Source organism: Amycolatopsis thailandensis, assembly GCF_042723255.1.
Lineage (GTDB): Bacteria > Actinomycetota > Actinomycetes > Mycobacteriales > Pseudonocardiaceae > Amycolatopsis > Amycolatopsis thailandensis.
Genome location: NZ_JBHXJK010000070.1, coordinates 29,222 through 46,196 on the forward strand (window position 1 = coordinate 29,222; position 16,975 = coordinate 46,196).

Below are 16,975 nucleotides of genomic sequence, written 5' to 3' on the forward strand. Positions count from 1 at the left end.
GTCCTGGGTGGACATCCCAAGGGGGGAAGTCATGAAGCGGATCCGTCGTGGACCTGTCCTGCGCGCAAGACTCCGGGCGATGCTCGCGTTGCTGCTGATCGTCGCCTTGGTCGCGACGCTGGGGCCGGCGGGATCGCAGCGGTTCGCCTCGCCGGACGACGCGGAAATCGCGGCCGACGCGCCCGAGCAGCAGTCGGGATCGGCGGAGAACGTTCCGGACCGGCCGACCCTCGACAGCGCCGCCGCGCCCGCGGTCAACCGCGCGACGGCCGCTTCGCTCCAGTCGAAGTACCCGCCGCTGACCTTCCCCGAACCCGCGACGGACAAGCGCAACAGTGCCAAGTCCGTTCCGCCGCCCACCACGCAGGTGCGTGGATTCGACGACAAGGCGAGCCGGGAACTGCCGGGGCAGCGCACCTCGCACAGCAGCGTCTACGACAACCCCGACGGCACCCAGACGACGGTGTACGGCCAGGACCCGCTGAACTATCCGCTGCCCGAAGGCGGCTACGGCGTCGTGGACCCGCGCGCGGTGCCGGACCAGGCAGGCGGGTGGCGCAAGGCGGGTGACGCGCTCCAGGTCCACATGGGGCAGACGGCGGGCTCGATGCGGGTGACCCCGGGCGCCGGGCAGGAAGCCGCCTTCACCCTGCTGGGTGCGCGGGCTTCGGCCGGCCGCGCGGAGGGCGCCACCGTCGGCTACTCCGACGTCCTGCCGAACGCGGACCTGCAAGTCGAATTCTCCGCGGGCGCGGCCAAGGAATGGTTCGTCCTCAAGCGCCCCGACGCTCCGCACGCCTGGGAGTTCGCCCTCGATCTGAAGGGTCTCGAAGCGAGGATCGTCGACGGCGCGGTGGTCTTCGTCGACCAGGCGGGCGCGATCGTCCTGCGCGTCCCGGCGGGCTACATGCTCGACTCGAGCCGCCAGGAAAGCGGCGAGCCCGCGACGTCCTACGGCGTGACCTACCGGCTGGTGCCCCGCGACGGCCGCCAGATCCTGCGCGTGGAACTGGACTCCGCGTGGCTGCGCGACCCGGCGCGGGTCTACCCCGTGCGGGTCGACCCCACCGTGGTCAAGGAGTCGGTCAGCACCGGCAACCTGGTGGTGGAGAACGGGCAGCGGCAAACCAACGCGACAGAGCTGCGCGTCGGGCGTAGTGGCGGCAAGACGGCTTCGAGTTATCTCCGGTTCGGCGGGATCGGCGGTGACCTGAAGGACAACCGGATCTTCGGCGCCCAGTTGCAGCTGACCAACTTCTGGTCCGGTTCCTGCACCCCCCGCCCGTTGTACGTGCACCAGGTCACCGGGGACTGGGGTTCGTCCGGGACGCCGCCGATCGGCGCCGCGCTCGGGAGCGGCACGTTCTCGCACGGCTACATGGCGCCACTGGCGACCAGGTCCAACTGCCCGACCGCGCACGAGCTCGTCGATCTGGGCACCGGCGGCAGGGAGCTCGTCCAGCAGTGGGCGTCCGGCGCGGCCAACCACGGCCTCGCCCTGCAGGCCCCGACCGATCCGGCCGCGTGGAAGCGGTTCACCGGGTTCGGCACGGCCAACCCGCCGCGGCTGTACGTGACCCACTCGCCGTACAACGCCGAGTACCGCGTCGACCGCGCGACCCCCGAGCCCCCGGTGACCCGGGCCGCCTCGGGCAGGGTCAAGATCACCGTGACCAACCGGGGCGCGCAGGCGTGGACTCCCGCCGATTTCGCGCTGGGCTACCGCGTCTTCGACCGGAACGGGAACGCGCGCGGATCCGCGGTGGCCGCCCAGCTGCCCGGCACGGTGGCGCGCGGGGCGTCCGTGACACTCGACGCCGAGATCCAGAAGATCGACGTGGGCAGCTATCTGCTCGACTTCAGCATGATCCGCAAACCCGAGGACTACTTCACCGACCACCAGGTCGCACCGGCGCGGATCGGGCTCGACGTCTACGACGTGCCGCCGTTCATCAAGCACCAGTACCCGCCCAACGGCGCGTCCGTGCAGACGCTGACACCGCAGCTGTGGGCCAACGGCATCGACGTCGACCCACCGCCCGGCAGCACCTTGAAGTACCGGTTCGAGGTGTGCCGCAAGGGTGACGACGACAATCCCGTCGACTGCTTCAGTTCCGATTACCAGTCGAATCCCACGTGGACGGTCCCGGACAAGAAACTGTTCTGGAACAAGATCTATCTCTGGCGGTCGTTCGCCTACGACGGTGCCAACGAGAGCGAGCCGCTCCCGTTCAGTGCCATCCTCAGCGCGGTTCCGCAGCCGGCGATCACCTCGCATATGGCGATGACGCCGCACAGCGGATCCGACCGCGACTTCGACCCGATGGTGGGCAACTACTATTCGAGCGCTGTCGACGTCCAGCTCCCGACAGCGGGCCCCGAACTGAGCGTGACCCGCACGTACAACTCGCTGGACCCGCGGCGTGACCACTGGTTCGGCACGGGCTGGGCGACGAAGTTCGACATGAAGGTGGCCCGCGACTACGCGGGGAACACCCTCGTCACCTATCCCGACGGGCAGCAACTGCGCTTCGGCCTCAACCCCGACGGCAGTTACGCGCCTCCACAAGGACGTTTCGCGGACTTCGCATCCACATCGGACGGTGGATGGCGGCTCACCGACAAGACCGCGACCACCTACCGCTTCGACTCGTCGGGCAGGCTGACCGGGTACACCGACGGGGTCGGGCGCGGCGCGATCGTGCAGTGGGACGGGAACAACCTGTCCCGGGTCCTCGACATCGCCAGTGAACGGCAACTGGTCTTCATGGTCCAGGACGGAAAGGTCGCCAGTGTCTTCGCGACCGAGAACAACGGCCAGGTGCGGAACTGGAAGTACTTCTACGAAGGAAACCGGCTGCGGCGGGTCGAAGACCCCAGGGGCAACTCCACCCAGTACGAGTACACGGACCAGTCCAGGTTCCGCACGGTCGTGAACGACGCGTCCCCTGACGCGTACTGGCGGCTCGGTGACCTGACCGGGGACGTCGCGGTCAGCCAGGTGGCCTTCAATCGGGGCAAGGACAACGGGAAGTACCGGAACGTCGTCCTGGGCGCCCCCGGCGCGCTGCCCGGTTCGGCCGACACCGCGGCGACCTTCAACGGCTCGAATTCGGTGCTGCAGCTTCAGGACGGCGTGGTCAAGAAGAGCAGGGACCTCGCGGTCGAACTGTGGTTCAAGACCACCGGATCCGGTGTGCTGCTGGGCTATCAGCAGGACGAGATCACCGGCGCGCTCCAGAACGCCTACACCCCGGCGCTCTACGTCGGCACGGACGGCAAACTGTACGGCCAGTTCTCCGACGGCACGACCAATCCGATCCGCACCGCCGCCTCGGTCAACGACGGCAAATGGCACCATGTGGTGCTTTCCGGGGCTCTGGCGACCCAGACGCTCCACCTGGACGGCGTCCAGGCGGGGACGAAGCAGGGCGTGATCGACCACGGCAACCAGACCAAGGTGTACGCCGGGGCCGGGTTCATCGCGGGCAACTGGCCGGCGAAGCCCGCCAACGATCACGGGTACTTCACCGGTGCCATCGACGAGATCGCCGTCTACGGCAAGCCGCTCAGCGACACGGTGGTCCGGGAGCATTTCCAAGCCGCGCAGCCGTCCGAAGGGCTGAGCAAGATCGTCATGCCCAGCGGCAGGGTCGCGTCGGAGATCGAGTACGACACGGTCAACGAGCGGGTGAAGAACTACACCGATCGCAACGGCGGGGTCTGGCGGCTCGGCGCCCCGGTGATCACCGGTGAGGAGAACAACCTGATCCGGACCGTGAAGTTCACGGATCCGGGGAACCGCGACCACACCTACGACTACGACCCCGTCCGGGGCCGGATCCTGCGCATGGTCACTCCGCTGGGGCTCGGCGTGCGTCCGGAAGACAATCCCGGCGGGTCGGCGGAGGAGCCCCGCTACGGCATCCGCAGCTACGACTACGACGACGAGGGCAATCAGAGCACCATCGTCTCCGAGAACCTCAACGAGGTCGTGCTCGGTTTCGACAAGCGCGGGAACGTGGCCAGCAAGCGGACCTGCCAGATGGCGACGAAATGCCAGACCGAGTACTTCGGCTATTTCCTCGACCCGGCCAATCCACTGGACCCGCGGAACGACAAGGTCGTGTGGAGCCGGGACGGCAGGTCGGCGAACGCCGACGACAACCGGTTCCTGACGACGTACACCTACACCGCCAAGGGCGACCTGCTCACCCAGCTGATGCCCGACGGCGGCTCCGTCACGCACACCTACACCGACGGCACCGAGCCGTCACTCGACGAGCCGCTCCGTCCGGTCCCGGCCGACCTGCCGGCGTTGACGCGCGGCTCGCTCGGCGACAACACGGTCTACCGGTACTACCGGACCGGCGATCTCGGTGAGATCCAGGAACAGAACGGGATGCGCACCCGCTTCGGTTACGACGCGGGCGGGCGCAAGACATCGGCCACGGTCTACACGAAGGCCCATCCCGACGGCATCAAGACCACCTACGAGTACGACGAGTTCTCCAGGGTGGTCGCGGAGACCGGGCCGGGGACGACGAACCCCGTCACCGGGGTGAAGCACACCGCCCGCACCGTGACGTCGTACGACAAGGACGGGAACATCGAGCGGGAAGAGGTCTCGGACCTCACCGGCGGCGACCGGCCGCGGGTCACGACGCGGGGATACGACGATCACGGCAGGCTCGTCCACGTCGTGAACCCCGAGGGCAAGGAAACCCGATACGGCTTCGACGTCTTCGGCAACCGGATGTTCGTGATCGACGCGAGCGGTGTGAAGAGGTCGTACACGTACACGGCTCGGAACGAGGTCGCGGAGGTCCGGCTGCACGGCTGGCACGGCGGCGTGGTCGACCCGGCCGACGGCGACGGCAGGCCCGGCGAGGGGGAGGGCGACACCGATCCGGGGAACTCCAAGCCGACGGTGCTCGAATCGTTCAAGTACGACGAGTCGGGCAGGCAGATCCTGCACGTCGACGCGATGGGCAGGAAGACGCGGAACAACTACTACGCCAACGACCTCATCGCACAGGTGGTGGCCGAGGGGTACAGCGATCCGGTCACCGGGAACGTCCGCGACGTCCTGCTGGAGAACAACAGTTACGACGGTGCCGGAAACCTGACCAAGCAGACCACCGCGGGCAACAGGACCACGACCTACGAGTACGACGCCGTCAGCAGGCTCACCGTGACGAACGAGGACTCGGGCGGGCTCGAACGTCGTACGCACTTCACCTACGACCGCGCCGGCAACGTCGTCCGCTCGGAGAAGTCCGGGAACCCCTCGAACACCGGGGCCGGACAGGCGAACGTCACCGAAGCCACGGATTTCCTCTACGACTCCGCGGGGAAGCGCACCGAACAGACCGTCCACAATGGTCAAGAAAAACTGATCACGCGGTGGAAGTACGACGAGCGCGGGATGCCCGTCAGCGTGACCGATCCCCGGGGCAACACCGACCGGGAGCCGTTGGCCGCCTTCACCACGACGATGGAGTACGACGAGCTGGCCAGGCCCATCCGGGCCACGGGGCCGAAGGTCCGTACCGAGTCCGGCGGTGGCGCGGCCGCCGACGCACAGGCGACCATGGTCACCGGCTACGACACCTTCGGTTCGGTCACGCACACGAAGGACCCGCTCGGCCGGGTCACCACGGCGGAGTACGACCGGCTCGGCCGGCTGGTCAAGTCGAGCCTGCCGTCGTACACGCCGCCCGGGGGCACCGCGCCGATCACCCCGAGCAAGGAGCTCCGGTACGACGCCGTGGGGCGCGTGATCAAGCAGATCGACGCGCGGAGCCACACCACCGAGCTGCGCTATGACCAGCTGGGAAGGCTGCTGGAGCGGCAGGATCCGCAGGTCGACGGCACCGCCGGCGGGGTGTGGAAGTACTCGTACACGATGACCGGTCTCCCGCTGTCGGCGACTTCGCCGACCGGGGCCCGGGTCGAAGCGACGTACGACGAACTGGGCCGCAAGGCCACGTCGACCGCGGTGGAGCGGTTTCCGAAACCGGCCACGACCAAGGTCAACTACACCACCAAGTACCGCTACGACGACGCCGGCAACGTCGTCCTGGTCGAGAACCCGGCCGGCGAGAAGGCCACGAGCACCTACGACAAACTGAACCAGTTGATCACCACGCTCGACCCGGCGGGAGTGAAGACCCAAGCCGGCTACGACCGGCAGGGTCGGCAGGTCCGGGCGACGGACGGCGCGGGTGCCACGAAGCGGTTCAACTACGACCTGGCCGGTCGCCGGGTATCCGAGTTCGACGTCGACGCCGACTGGAATCCCACCAAACCCGCGTTGCGGGAACGCAAGTTCACCTACGACCTCGCCGGCAACGTGAAGACGGCCGAGGACTGGGAAAAGCGTGTCACGACTTTCTCCTACGACGCGGCGAACCGGCTGTCGAACCAGGTCGAACCCGTCGCCGACGGCAAGTCGATCACGACGTCCTTCGGGTACGACGCGGCCGGGAACCGCACCAGGTTCACCGACGGCCGGGCGAACAAGACGGTCTTCACCTACAACAGCCTGAATCTGCCGGAGTCGGTGATCGAGCCGTCCACCACCGCGCACCCCGCGGCGGCGGACCGGACCTGGACCCAGTCCTATGACGCGGCGGGGAACGCGACGCGGCTGACCGCGCCCGGCAACGTGACCCGGGACCGGACATTCGACGCTCTCAACCGCATGCTCACCGAGTCCGGTTCGGGCGCGGAAGCGCAGACGAAGACCAAGGAGCGTGCCTACGACGCCGACGGCCGGCTGATGGTGGCCGGTCAGAACGGATTCACCTACAACGACCGTGGCGGTCTGTTGACCGCGACGGGAACCTCCGGCAACTCGTCGTTCGAGTACGACGCCGCCGGGCGTCTCAGCACTCGCAAGGACGCTGCCGGGACCACCGGCTACGGCTACCTCAACGGGCGGCTGGATTCCGTCACCGACGGCGCGACCGGTGGCCGGCTCACGTACGGCTACAACGAGGCGGGGAAGGTCAAGACCGTCGATTACGGCGGGGGCCGGGTCCGGACCTACGACTACGACAACCTCGCGCGGCCGAAGTCCGATGTCCTCAAGGAAGCCGACGGCACGGTCCTTTCCTCGATCGCCTACACCTACGACCCCAACGACCGGGTCAAGACGAAGAGCACCACGGGGCTGGCCGGTTCGGGGCAGAACAGCTACTCCTACGACTACCAGGGGCGGATGCTCTCGTGGACCGACCCCGCGGGGAAGGCGACCGAGTACGGCTGGGACGACTCCGGGAACCGGGTCAAGGCGGGCGCCAAGAACGCCACGTACGACGAACGGAACCGCGTCCTCGCGGACGGCGACTACACCTACGCGTACTCGCCGCGCGGCTCGCTGGCTTCGCGCACCTCGTCGGGTCTGGAGGAGAAGTACTCCTTCGACGGCTTCGACAGGTTGGTGAAGTTCGGTTCGACCGAGTACACCTACGACGATCTCGACCGCCTCGCGACCCGTGGCGGCCAACAGTTCTCCTACGCGGGCATGGAAAGGGACGCGGTCAGCGACGGTAGTTCACGCTTCGGTCGCGGTCCCGACGGTTCCTTGCTGTCGCTTTCGCAGGGCTCGGACTCCCGGCTCACGCTTTCCGACCGGCACGGCGACGTCGTCGGTGCCCTGGCGCCCGCGTCGGGTGGTGTCGTCGACTCGACGGCGTACGACCCGTACGGCAAGCGGATCGCGTCGACCGGTGCCGCGCGATCTGTCGGCTTCCAGGGCGACTGGACGGATCCCGACAACGGCAACGTCAACATGGGCGCGCGGTGGTACCAGCCGGGATCCGGCACCTTCGCCTCCCGCGACAGCATCGAGCTGCCGTTCTCGCCGTCCATCAGCGCGAACCGGTACTCGTACGTCCTCGGCTCGCCGCTGAACTTCTTCGACCCGGACGGTCACGGCTGGTTCAGCGACCTGTGGGACAAGGCGGGCGGCATCGTGCACACCGCCTTGGACGTGGCGGGCATGATCCCCGGCATCGGTGAGATCGCCGACCTCGCCAACGCCGCGATCTACGCGGTGGAGGGAGACTGGGAGAACGCCGCGTGGTCCGCCGCGGGCGCCATCCCGTTCGGTGGCAACGCCGCGACGGCCGCGAAGTGGGCACGCAAGGCAGGCGACTTCATCGGCGGCGGCCGTCGGGCCGGCCGGTACGCCGACGACGCCATCGATCTCGGTCGCCGCTATGGCGACGACGTCGCCGGCGCGGCCCGCCGAACCGCCGGTGACGCGGCCGCGTCCGCCGCTCGCAAGGCTTCCGCCGTCGCGGCCGCACGTAAGGCCGCCGCAGCGGCCGCCGCGGCCGCGGCACGACGAGCCGCGGCGATCCTGGCGAAGAAGAAGGCCGTCGCGGCGGCTGCCCGTGGTGCCGCGGAGAAGGCGGCGAAGCGGAATCCGATCCCGACTTTGAAGGCGGCGTTGAAACCGGTCTTCAAGGGGACGGACATGGTGTCTTCGTCGCCCCTGGTGCCGGCTCGGATCGTGCAGTCGTTCAAGGCCAATGTGCAGGATTCCGGCCAGGTGTTCGACTTCTTCAAGAAGCAGGTGGTCGGGGACGGGAACGTCGTCCTGAACGTCGCGGAGACCGTGACGGCGGTGTCGGAGATCGCTCAGTCGGGCGTCTCTCCGGAGGACCTGCTTTCCGGCGTGGGTGGTCTGGCCGGGCGGAACAAGGGACGGGGCAAGCACCACGACGAGTCGTCGAGCAGCCCTGCCGGGAAGTGCGCGACCAGCAACAGCTTCGATCCGAACACGCTGGTGGTGATGGGCGACGGATCCCGTAAGCCGATCAAGGACGTCAAGGTCGGGGACAAGGTCCTGGCGAAGGATCCGACGACGGGGCGCACCGCTGTCCGGGTGGTGACGGATGCCCGTTCGCACGCGAGCCAGCGGACCCTGGTGGAAGTCGGTGTCGCGAGTGGTGCCGATCGCGGGTCCATGGTGGCGACGGACGAGCATCCGTTCTGGGTCGAGTCGGAGAAGCGGTGGTCGCACGCTATCGATCTGAAGGCCGGGCATCGGCTCGAGACCGGGGATCACCGGGACGCCACTGTTACGGGGACGCGGTCTTGGTCGGAGGAGCGGCGGGTCTACAACCTGACCGTCGACACGGACCACACTTACTTCGTCGTCGCAGGCCAGACACCGGTCCTCACGCACAATTGCGACGAGACATACTATCGGACGATGAGTAAAGAGCACTTCGATCAGTTCGAGGCCACCGGCCGAGTTCCTGCGACTGCCGAGACATTCATCTCGACCAGGAAGTCATTCTCGTCCGCCTACGACGGAGTGATGGTTCAGTTCACCACGAGCAAAGGAACCTTGGATGCCCTGGCGAAAATCGGGGTTCGAGACTTTTCGGATCAAGCTTCGAGCGCCTTCCCCGGGATGCCGTTGGTCTCCAAGGGGTGGGCCAAGAAATCTGCTTTCTTCAAGGGAGAAGGAGATGATTTCAATATCGGCCTCGGGCGGGGCGCCGCGCTCGACGTATTCAATGATCGCATTCTCGGTTGGGCGCGAGTCGCGAAATGAAGCCTGAGGAAATGGAACTGATCTTTTCGCTCATGCGTATGCCGGGAGTCGGCAGGGCCGCGGAACCCGACGAGGTGCTCCGGCATTTCGGGGATTCGGACGGCAAGGCGCTCGGAGTGCGGTTGCTGAGGCAGTCGTTCGAGTCGCGTGAACGAAGGGAAGTCGAAGCAGCTGTTGTCGTCTGTTTCTCGTTCGGTATCTCGGATGACCACATCGAGCCGCTGCTGAGGCTATTCTACGAGGACTGGCATGTGAAACACGAAGACGTGGTCACTCTGCTGGGGCGACTGAAGACAAATTTGGCTGTCGACGCGCTTTACCTTGCGACCGAATGGGTACCGGATTACCTCGACTATGATGAGTCTCGCGCGCTTGCGACCAAAGCGATTTGGGGACTCGGGGAAATCGCGGGGCCGGAGGCTGAACAGGCTCTGACCCGCGCACTCGACTCGGATTGTGAGATAGTCAGGGAAGGTGCTCAGGCGCAGCTCGAACGCCGTCGTCGGAAGTAGCAGTGGGTGACCTGCTGCCCATCGTGCTCGATCGGGCAGCGGGTCATGTCAGCGAAAGGAATCCGTCGCCTCCCGAAGTGCCGCCAGCATCCCCGGATCCGTCACCGCATGCCCTGCCGCTTCAACGATTTCCAGCTTCGAGTCCGGCCAAGCCCGGTGCAGTTCGTAGGCCGTCACCGGCGGGCACACCGCGTCGTACCGTCCCTGCACGATCACACCGGGAATCCCGGACAGCTTCCCGGCTTCCCGGATCAACTGTCCTTCCTCAAGCCACGCACCATGGCAGAAGTAATGCAGCGCGAGCCGCGCAAAGGTGACAGCGAAGCCAGGCGACGCGTACTGATTGTGGAACGCCGGATCCGGGCGCAGGCTCACGATCGCGCCTTCCCAGGTGCTCCAGGCGATCGCGGCACGCTCCCGGATCGCCTTGTCGGGGTGATAGACGAGTTCGCGGTAGGCCGACATCGGGTTGCCTCGGCGATCTTCGGGTATCGGCGCGAGAAAGTCTTCCCACTCACGGGGGAAGAGGTTCGCGGCGCCGCCGCCGTAGATCCAATCGAGTTCGCTGCGCCGGACAGTGAAGACGCCGCGCAGGATGATCTCGGTGACGCGGCTCGGATGGGTCTCGGCGTAGGCGAGGGCGAGGGTCGCGCCCCATGATCCACCGAAGACCTGCCACTCCTCGAGATTCAGCCTTTCGCGTAGTTTTTCCATGTCCGAAACGAGGTGCCAGAGGGTGTTGGCCGAGAGGTCGACGTCCGGTTCGCCGATGTGCGGAGTACTGCGGCCGCTACCGCGCTGGTCGAACAAGATGATCCGGTAGGTCTCGGGATCGAAATGCCGCCTGGCCATGGGGGAAATGCCGCTACCAGGGCCTCCGTGCAGGACGACCACGGGTTTGCCGTCCGGGTTCCCGGCCTCTTGGCAGTAGATCCGGTGCCCGTCACCTACGTCGAGCGTGCCCTCGGCGCGTACATGGATCGGCGGGTAGAGGTCGTCCATACGACCACTGTGCCCGAATCGGCGCGTGCGCGAAGGGTGGGGGCCCGCCCCCGCCGCCGGGCTGAGCGGGCCCCCGGTCTTCGATCGCGTCAGCAGCCCGCCGTGGCGGCCACGTTCGCGAATCCCTTTCCGGCACCGGTCACCTTGTTGCTCGCGCAGACCTTGTTCCCCGTAGCGGCCTTCACTAGATAGAAGCCGTACGCGTAGCTGGACCGCACGTCCGCGGTGTTGCCGGAGAAGGTGTTGTCGCGGCCCCAGCCGTCGAGCTGGACATGGACCTCGAAGCCGCCGTAGGTCGCGTCGTGCACGAAGACCTTGCTGCCCCGGTTGTCCGCGACCACGTAGTTGTTGCCCTTCAGGTCCACCCAGCTGTCGGCGAAGTGCTCGCCGCTCTGGCCGGCACCGTCGAAGACGTTGCCGCGCAGTTCGCCGCCGGTGGTGCCTTCCTTGATGTCGATCGACTCGGCTCGCACGTTCGGGCCGATCTTGTTGTTCAGCGCCTTGTTGCGGTCGCTGCGGTCGGGTGTGCCGCCGGGCCAGTTGCCCTTCGCGGAACCGAAGTAGATGCCCTCGCCGTAGCCCGCGTACTCGCGGCCGGTGTCGGTCACCTCGGAGTTCTTCACGACGTTGTCGGTGCTCGTGTACTGGAAGTGGATGCCTTCGTGGCCGACGCCGGCGACCTTGATGCCGTCGACGACGGTGTTCTTGACGCCCGTCGCCATCAGGCCCTTCTGGCCACCGGTGAGGGTGAAGCCGGTCAGGTTCCAGTAGCTGCCGGTGAGTTCGAGGGTGCGCCCGGCCGAAGCCTTGATGATCGCGCTTCGCGGCCCCTTCAGTGTGATCCGGCTGCCAGACGTGCCGCTCTTCGCCGCCTTGAAGTTGCCCGCGAAGGTCGTGTTGGCCGCTAGCTCGATGACGGTGCCCGGAGTGACCGAAGCAAGCGCCGTCGAGAGCTGCTCCGAAGTCCCTACGCGGACCGTCGCGGCCTGTGCGGGGTACGCGGCCAGCGTCGACAGCAGGGTGACACCGGCCGTGATGGCCAGAACCCGCTCACGAACACGCATCCGTGGTCCTCCTCGTCGAGGGATCGAAGCTCGGTCGTGGCGGCGACGGGCTAGACGTTAAGCCTCTTTACGAACGCGAGTCAAGGACATGATTGAAGTTCATATACGTGAACAACTAAAGGAGGGTCGCGCCTGGTGGCCCGGCGCCTAGGCGGTGGGTGTGTGGAAATAGGGACGTTGAGTGTCCCTATTTCCACACACCCCGTACCCCGCGCACTGGCCGTGTGGATGAGCGAATCCACACGCCCCCGGAGAGAGCAAGGGACCTTTGCTATCGCCCTCCTCGGCGGGAGCGATAGCAAAGGTCCCTTGCTCTCTTTTTGCAGGTCAGGGGCGGGTTAGTCGTGGAACGAGTGCTCCGAAGCCGGGAACTCGCCTCGCCGGACATCCTCCGCGAACGCCGACGCGGCCCCGGCCAGCACGCCGGCGAGATCGGCGTACTTCTTCACGAAGCGGGGGGTCTTGCCTCGCCGGAGCCCAGCCATGTCCTGCCAGACGAGCACCTGCGCGTCGCAGTCCGGCCCGGCGCCGATGCCGACGGTCGGGATCTTCAGTTCGTGCGTGATCCGCTTCGCCGCTTCGGCGGGCACCATCTCCATGACGACCGCGAAGGCGCCGGCTTCCTCCAGGGCGAGCGCGTCGGCGAGCAGCCCGTCGGCCGCTTCGCCGCGTCCCTGGACCCGATAGCCGCCCAGATTGTGTTCGCTTTGCGGCGTGAATCCGATATGTCCCATCACGGGAACGCCGGCCGACGTCAGCGCCTCGACATGGGGAGCGAACTTCCGCCCGCCTTCGAGTTTCACCGCGTGCGCGCGGCCTTCCTTCATGAACCGCACCGACGTCTCCAGCGCCTGCTGCGGCGAAAGCTGGTACGAGCCGAACGGTAGATCGGCCACCACCAGCGCCCGTTTCACCGACCGGGTCACCGCGCGCACCAGCGGAAGCAGTTCGTCCACGGTCACCGGGAGCGACGTGTCGTAGCCGAAGACGTTGTTCGCCGCGGAATCCCCGACGAGCAGCACGGGTATGCCCACCTCGTCGAACAGTGCGGCGGTGTACATGTCGTAGGCGGTGAGCATCGGCCAGGTTTCGCCGCGCTCCTTCATGTCACGAAGATGATGTACGCGGACCTTCTTGCCGGACGTACTCTGCGGCGCCGCGCCGGTACCGTATGGAGCGACGAGTTCGCCGGGATCCTTTTCGGTGGCAGACATCTTTGTCGACCGTCCTTCCCTCGAGGCCTCGAAGAGGTCCCCGGGTCGTGGAGCTGTACATCTCAAAGCGTGACACGCGGGGATACCGCCCCCAAGGTCCTGCGACCAGCTTCACACTGGGCCGTCACGCCTGTGGTGGATGAAATTCAGACCAGAGGATGATGTTCGTTGACAACCACACGGGGTTGTGTGACGTCAAGTAAGAGCAGCTGTCGATCACCTGTGAGTACCGCGAAAGGCCAGAATGGTAAACCCAGCGAGCCGTGTCTCGCCGTGGAAGGCGAGGGCGGGCGGAATCGTCGCCACTCTCGTGCAGCTCGCGGCCGTGTTCTCGGTGATCCTTCTCCTCGCCGGCGGCGTCAAGGGGCCGGTGCTCAGGGTCGGCGACTTCGCCTTCTCCGCGCTGAGCATCCCGACGAACGCGAGCCTCGTCATCGTCCTGCTGCTCGTCGTTCTCGGCGCCGCGCTCCGCCGTCGCAAACGTGCGGCTCTCTACACTCTGCTGCTGTTCCAGATCGGCGGCCTCGCGGTGACGCTGGCCTTCCAGGCCGCCCTGCTTTGGTGGCCTGAGCTGCTGAAACTGGGTCCATGGCAGGTCCGGCACATTCCGCACCAGGTGTGGGTGCTGGCCGTCGCCGACCTGATCTCGATCGGCATGTTCGCGTTCCTCTGGATGCTGCGTCCCGCGTTCCCCGCCCGCCTCGCGCCGGGCGCCTGGCGCGACGGTTTCACCATGCTGTTCGGCGGCCTGGCCGCGGTCATCCTCGTCGGCTGGGGCCTGAGTGAGGCCTTCCCGGGACGTCTCGTGGACACCTGGGCGAGATTCGCGTGGGTCGTCAACCACACGACCGGTGAGAACATCCAGCTGCGCAAGGTCGGCATCGGCGAAGGACCCGCCTGGCTCGACCTCGTCCTCGACCTCAGTGCGACAGCCGTGGCGACGGCCGCGTTGTACATTCTTTTCCGCGGTGTGCGCAGCCGTCGCTTGAGGACAGACGAGGAAGAACTGCGCGTACGTCGCCTTCTTGCCGAACACGGCGAAGACGACTCTCTCGGCTATTTCGCCACCCGGCGTGAAAAGAGTGTCGTCTTCTCGCCCAACGGCCGCGCCGCCGTCGCCTACCGCGTGCTCGCGGGCACCAGCGTCGCGAGCGCGGATCCCCTCGGCGATCCCGACGCCTGGCCGGACGCGATCCGCGCCTGGCTGAACGAGGCGCGCACCTACGGCTGGACTCCCGGTGTGCTCGGCGCGAGCGAACGCGGCGCGAAGGTCTACGCCGACGCGGGCCTGCGCGCGCTGGAGATCGGTGACGAAGCGGTCCTCGACGTCCGCGACTTCAGCCTCGCCGGACCGGAGCGTCGCTCGGTCCGCCAAGCGGTCAAACGGATCGAACGAGCCGGATACACCACAAAAGTCCGGCGCCACAGCGAAATTCCGGCCGACGAGATGGCCAGGCTGCTGCTGCACGCGCAGCAGTGGCGCGGCGCCGAGACCGAACGCGGGTTCTCGATGGCGCTCGGCAGGCTCGGTGATCCGAGCGACGGCCGCAGCGTGATGGTGGAGGCGTACGACGCCAAGGGCGAGCTTCGCGGCATGCTCTCGTTCGTTCCGTGGGGCCGTCGAGGTCTGTCGCTCGACCTGATGCGGCGCGACCGCGACGCCGAAAACGGGCTCAACGAGTACATGGTCGCCGAGGTGGTGGCGGCGAGTTCACACCTTGGCGCACAACGGATTTCGTTGAACTTCGCGATGTTCCGTGCGGTCTTCTCCGAGGGGGAGCGGATCGGCGCGGGCCCGGTGCTGCGTGCGTGGCGTGGCGTGCTCAGCATGGCGTCACGGTTCTTCCAGCTGGAATCGCTTTACCGGTCCAACGCCAAGTACGGACCCGACTGGGAACCGCGATTCCTTTGCTATTCCTCGGCTCGACGGCTGCCGCGGGTCGGTATCGTCGCCGGCGCGCTCGAAGGATTCGTCCCGACGGGACGGTCGGGGCGGGCACTGAAACTGGAGACGGTCACGGACGAATTCGTGGCCGAAGTCCACCGGATCGACGCGAACGCGGCCACCCCGGCGCCGAAACAGGTGCGGCGACCCGACCAGGTCCGCGTGCGGATGGCGAAGCTCGACAGCTTGCGGGAAGCCGGGATCGACCCCTATCCGGTCGGTTTCGCCCGGGAGGACCTTCTCGGCGACGTCGTCTCGAAGTTCGGCAGCCTGAACCCGGACACGCACACCGATCACCGGGTCCGCGTCGCGGGCAGGGTGCTCGCGATGCGCAACCTCGGCGGGCTCTGTTTCGCGCGAGTCAAGGATTTCAGCGGCGAGATCCAGCTGATGCTCGACGCCTCCGTGCTCGACCTCGGTGGATGGCGGCGGGGCGTCGACCTCGGCGACCACGTCGGCGTGAGCGGGCGGGTAGTGACATCGCGACGCGGTGAGCTGTCCGTGCTCGTCGACGAATGGACCGTTACGGCGAAGAGCCTGCATCCGTTGCCGGACAAGCGAAAGGGCCTCACGGACCCGGAAACGCGGGTGCGGCAGCGTTATCTCGACCTCGCGGTGAACCCGGACTCGACGGCGATGCTGCGGATGCGCTCGACAGTGGTGCGCGCGGTGCGGGAAAGGCTGCACCAGGGCGACTATCTCGAAGTCGAGACGCCGATGCTGCAGACCGTGCACGGCGGCGCGAACGCCCGCCCGTTCATCACCCATATCAACGCCTACGACATGCGGATGTACTTGCGGATCGCCCCCGAGCTGTACCTGAAACGCCTGTGTGTGGCCGGGGTCGAGCGCGTTTTCGAGCTGAACCGGAACTTCCGCAACGAAGGCGTCGACGCGACGCACAACCCGGAATTCACCATGCTGGAGGCATATCAGGCGTATGCCGACTACAACACCATGCGGAACTTGACGCGCGAACTCGTGCAGCACGCCGCGGAAGCCGCTTACGGCGCGCAGGTCGTTCGCCGTCCGGGGCCGGACGGGAACGTCGTCGAGTACGACATCTCCGGTGACTGGCCGGTGATCCCGGTGCACGAAGCCGTTTCCGCGGCACTCGGGGAGAAGATCGACTCGGGGACGTACGTCGAGGAACTCCGACGGCTGTGCCGTGCCGCCGGAGTGCCGGTGAACGAGGAGGCCGGGCACGGTGATCTCGTGCTGAAGGCGCACGAGCACCTGGTCGAAGGCGCTACCGTGCTGCCGACCTTCTACACCGACTATCCGACCGACGTCTCGCCGCTGACGCGACAACATCGCGTGGACCCACGGCTGGCCGAGCGCTGGGACCTGATCGCGTTCGGTTCCGAGGTCGGCACGGCCTACACCGAACTGACCGACCCGCTCGAACAGCGGCGGCGGCTGGAGGCCCAGTCGTTGCGCGCGGCGAGTGGGGATGTCGAGGCGATGGAACTGGACGAGGACTTCCTGCTCGCACTCGAACACGGCATGCCGCCGACCGGCGGGCTCGGCATCGGCATCGACAGGCTGCTGATGATGCTGACCGGAGCGTCGATCCGGCAGACGGTGCTTTTCCCGTTCGTGCGGCCGCAGGGGTAGCGGGGGAGCAGGGGACCTTTGCTATCGCTCGTTAGCCTCACTAA

General features: G+C 66.9%; 6 protein-coding genes. 3 read left to right on the plus strand and 3 right to left on the minus strand.

All coding sequences use genetic code 11. The features are described 5' to 3' along the window. The first annotated feature begins 31 nt into the window (after positions 1 to 31). On the plus strand, positions 32 to 9,577 hold the full coding sequence (locus ACFWMR_RS25890) for a polymorphic toxin-type HINT domain-containing protein (RefSeq protein WP_378380218.1): 9,546 nt from the start codon (positions 32 to 34) through the stop codon (positions 9,575 to 9,577). Between the two features lie 11 nt (positions 9,578 to 9,588). Beyond that, a complete protein-coding gene (locus ACFWMR_RS25895; RefSeq protein ID WP_378380219.1) occupies positions 9,589 to 10,089 on the plus strand; it encodes a HEAT repeat domain-containing protein in 501 nt (166 codons plus the stop codon). 48 nt (positions 10,090 to 10,137) lie between these two features. On the opposite strand, the gene pip is transcribed toward ACFWMR_RS25895, so the two are convergent. From pip to panB, 3 genes are all read right to left on the minus strand, one after another. Continuing rightward, complete coding sequence (pip, locus tag ACFWMR_RS25900; RefSeq protein ID WP_378380220.1) at positions 10,138 to 11,091, minus strand: prolyl aminopeptidase; 954 nt, start codon at positions 11,089 to 11,091, stop codon at positions 10,138 to 10,140. 89 nt (positions 11,092 to 11,180) lie between these two features. Beyond that, the gene (locus tag ACFWMR_RS25905; protein WP_378380221.1) at positions 11,181 to 12,155 is read right to left on the minus strand and encodes a hypothetical protein; all 975 of its coding nucleotides are present in this window, start codon (positions 12,153 to 12,155) and stop codon (positions 11,181 to 11,183) included. 338 nt (positions 12,156 to 12,493) lie between these two features. Continuing rightward, positions 12,494 to 13,369: a 3-methyl-2-oxobutanoate hydroxymethyltransferase gene (gene panB, locus ACFWMR_RS25910; protein WP_378380222.1), complete on the minus strand. Its 876-nt coding sequence runs from the start codon at positions 13,367 to 13,369 to the stop codon at positions 12,494 to 12,496. A gap of 244 nt (positions 13,370 to 13,613) precedes the next feature. On the opposite strand from panB, the gene lysX reads away from it, so the two are divergent. Continuing rightward, on the plus strand, positions 13,614 to 16,931 hold the full coding sequence (gene lysX / locus ACFWMR_RS25915) for a bifunctional lysylphosphatidylglycerol synthetase/lysine--tRNA ligase LysX (RefSeq protein WP_378380223.1): 3,318 nt from the start codon (positions 13,614 to 13,616) through the stop codon (positions 16,929 to 16,931). Positions 16,932 to 16,975 lie beyond the last annotated feature (44 nt).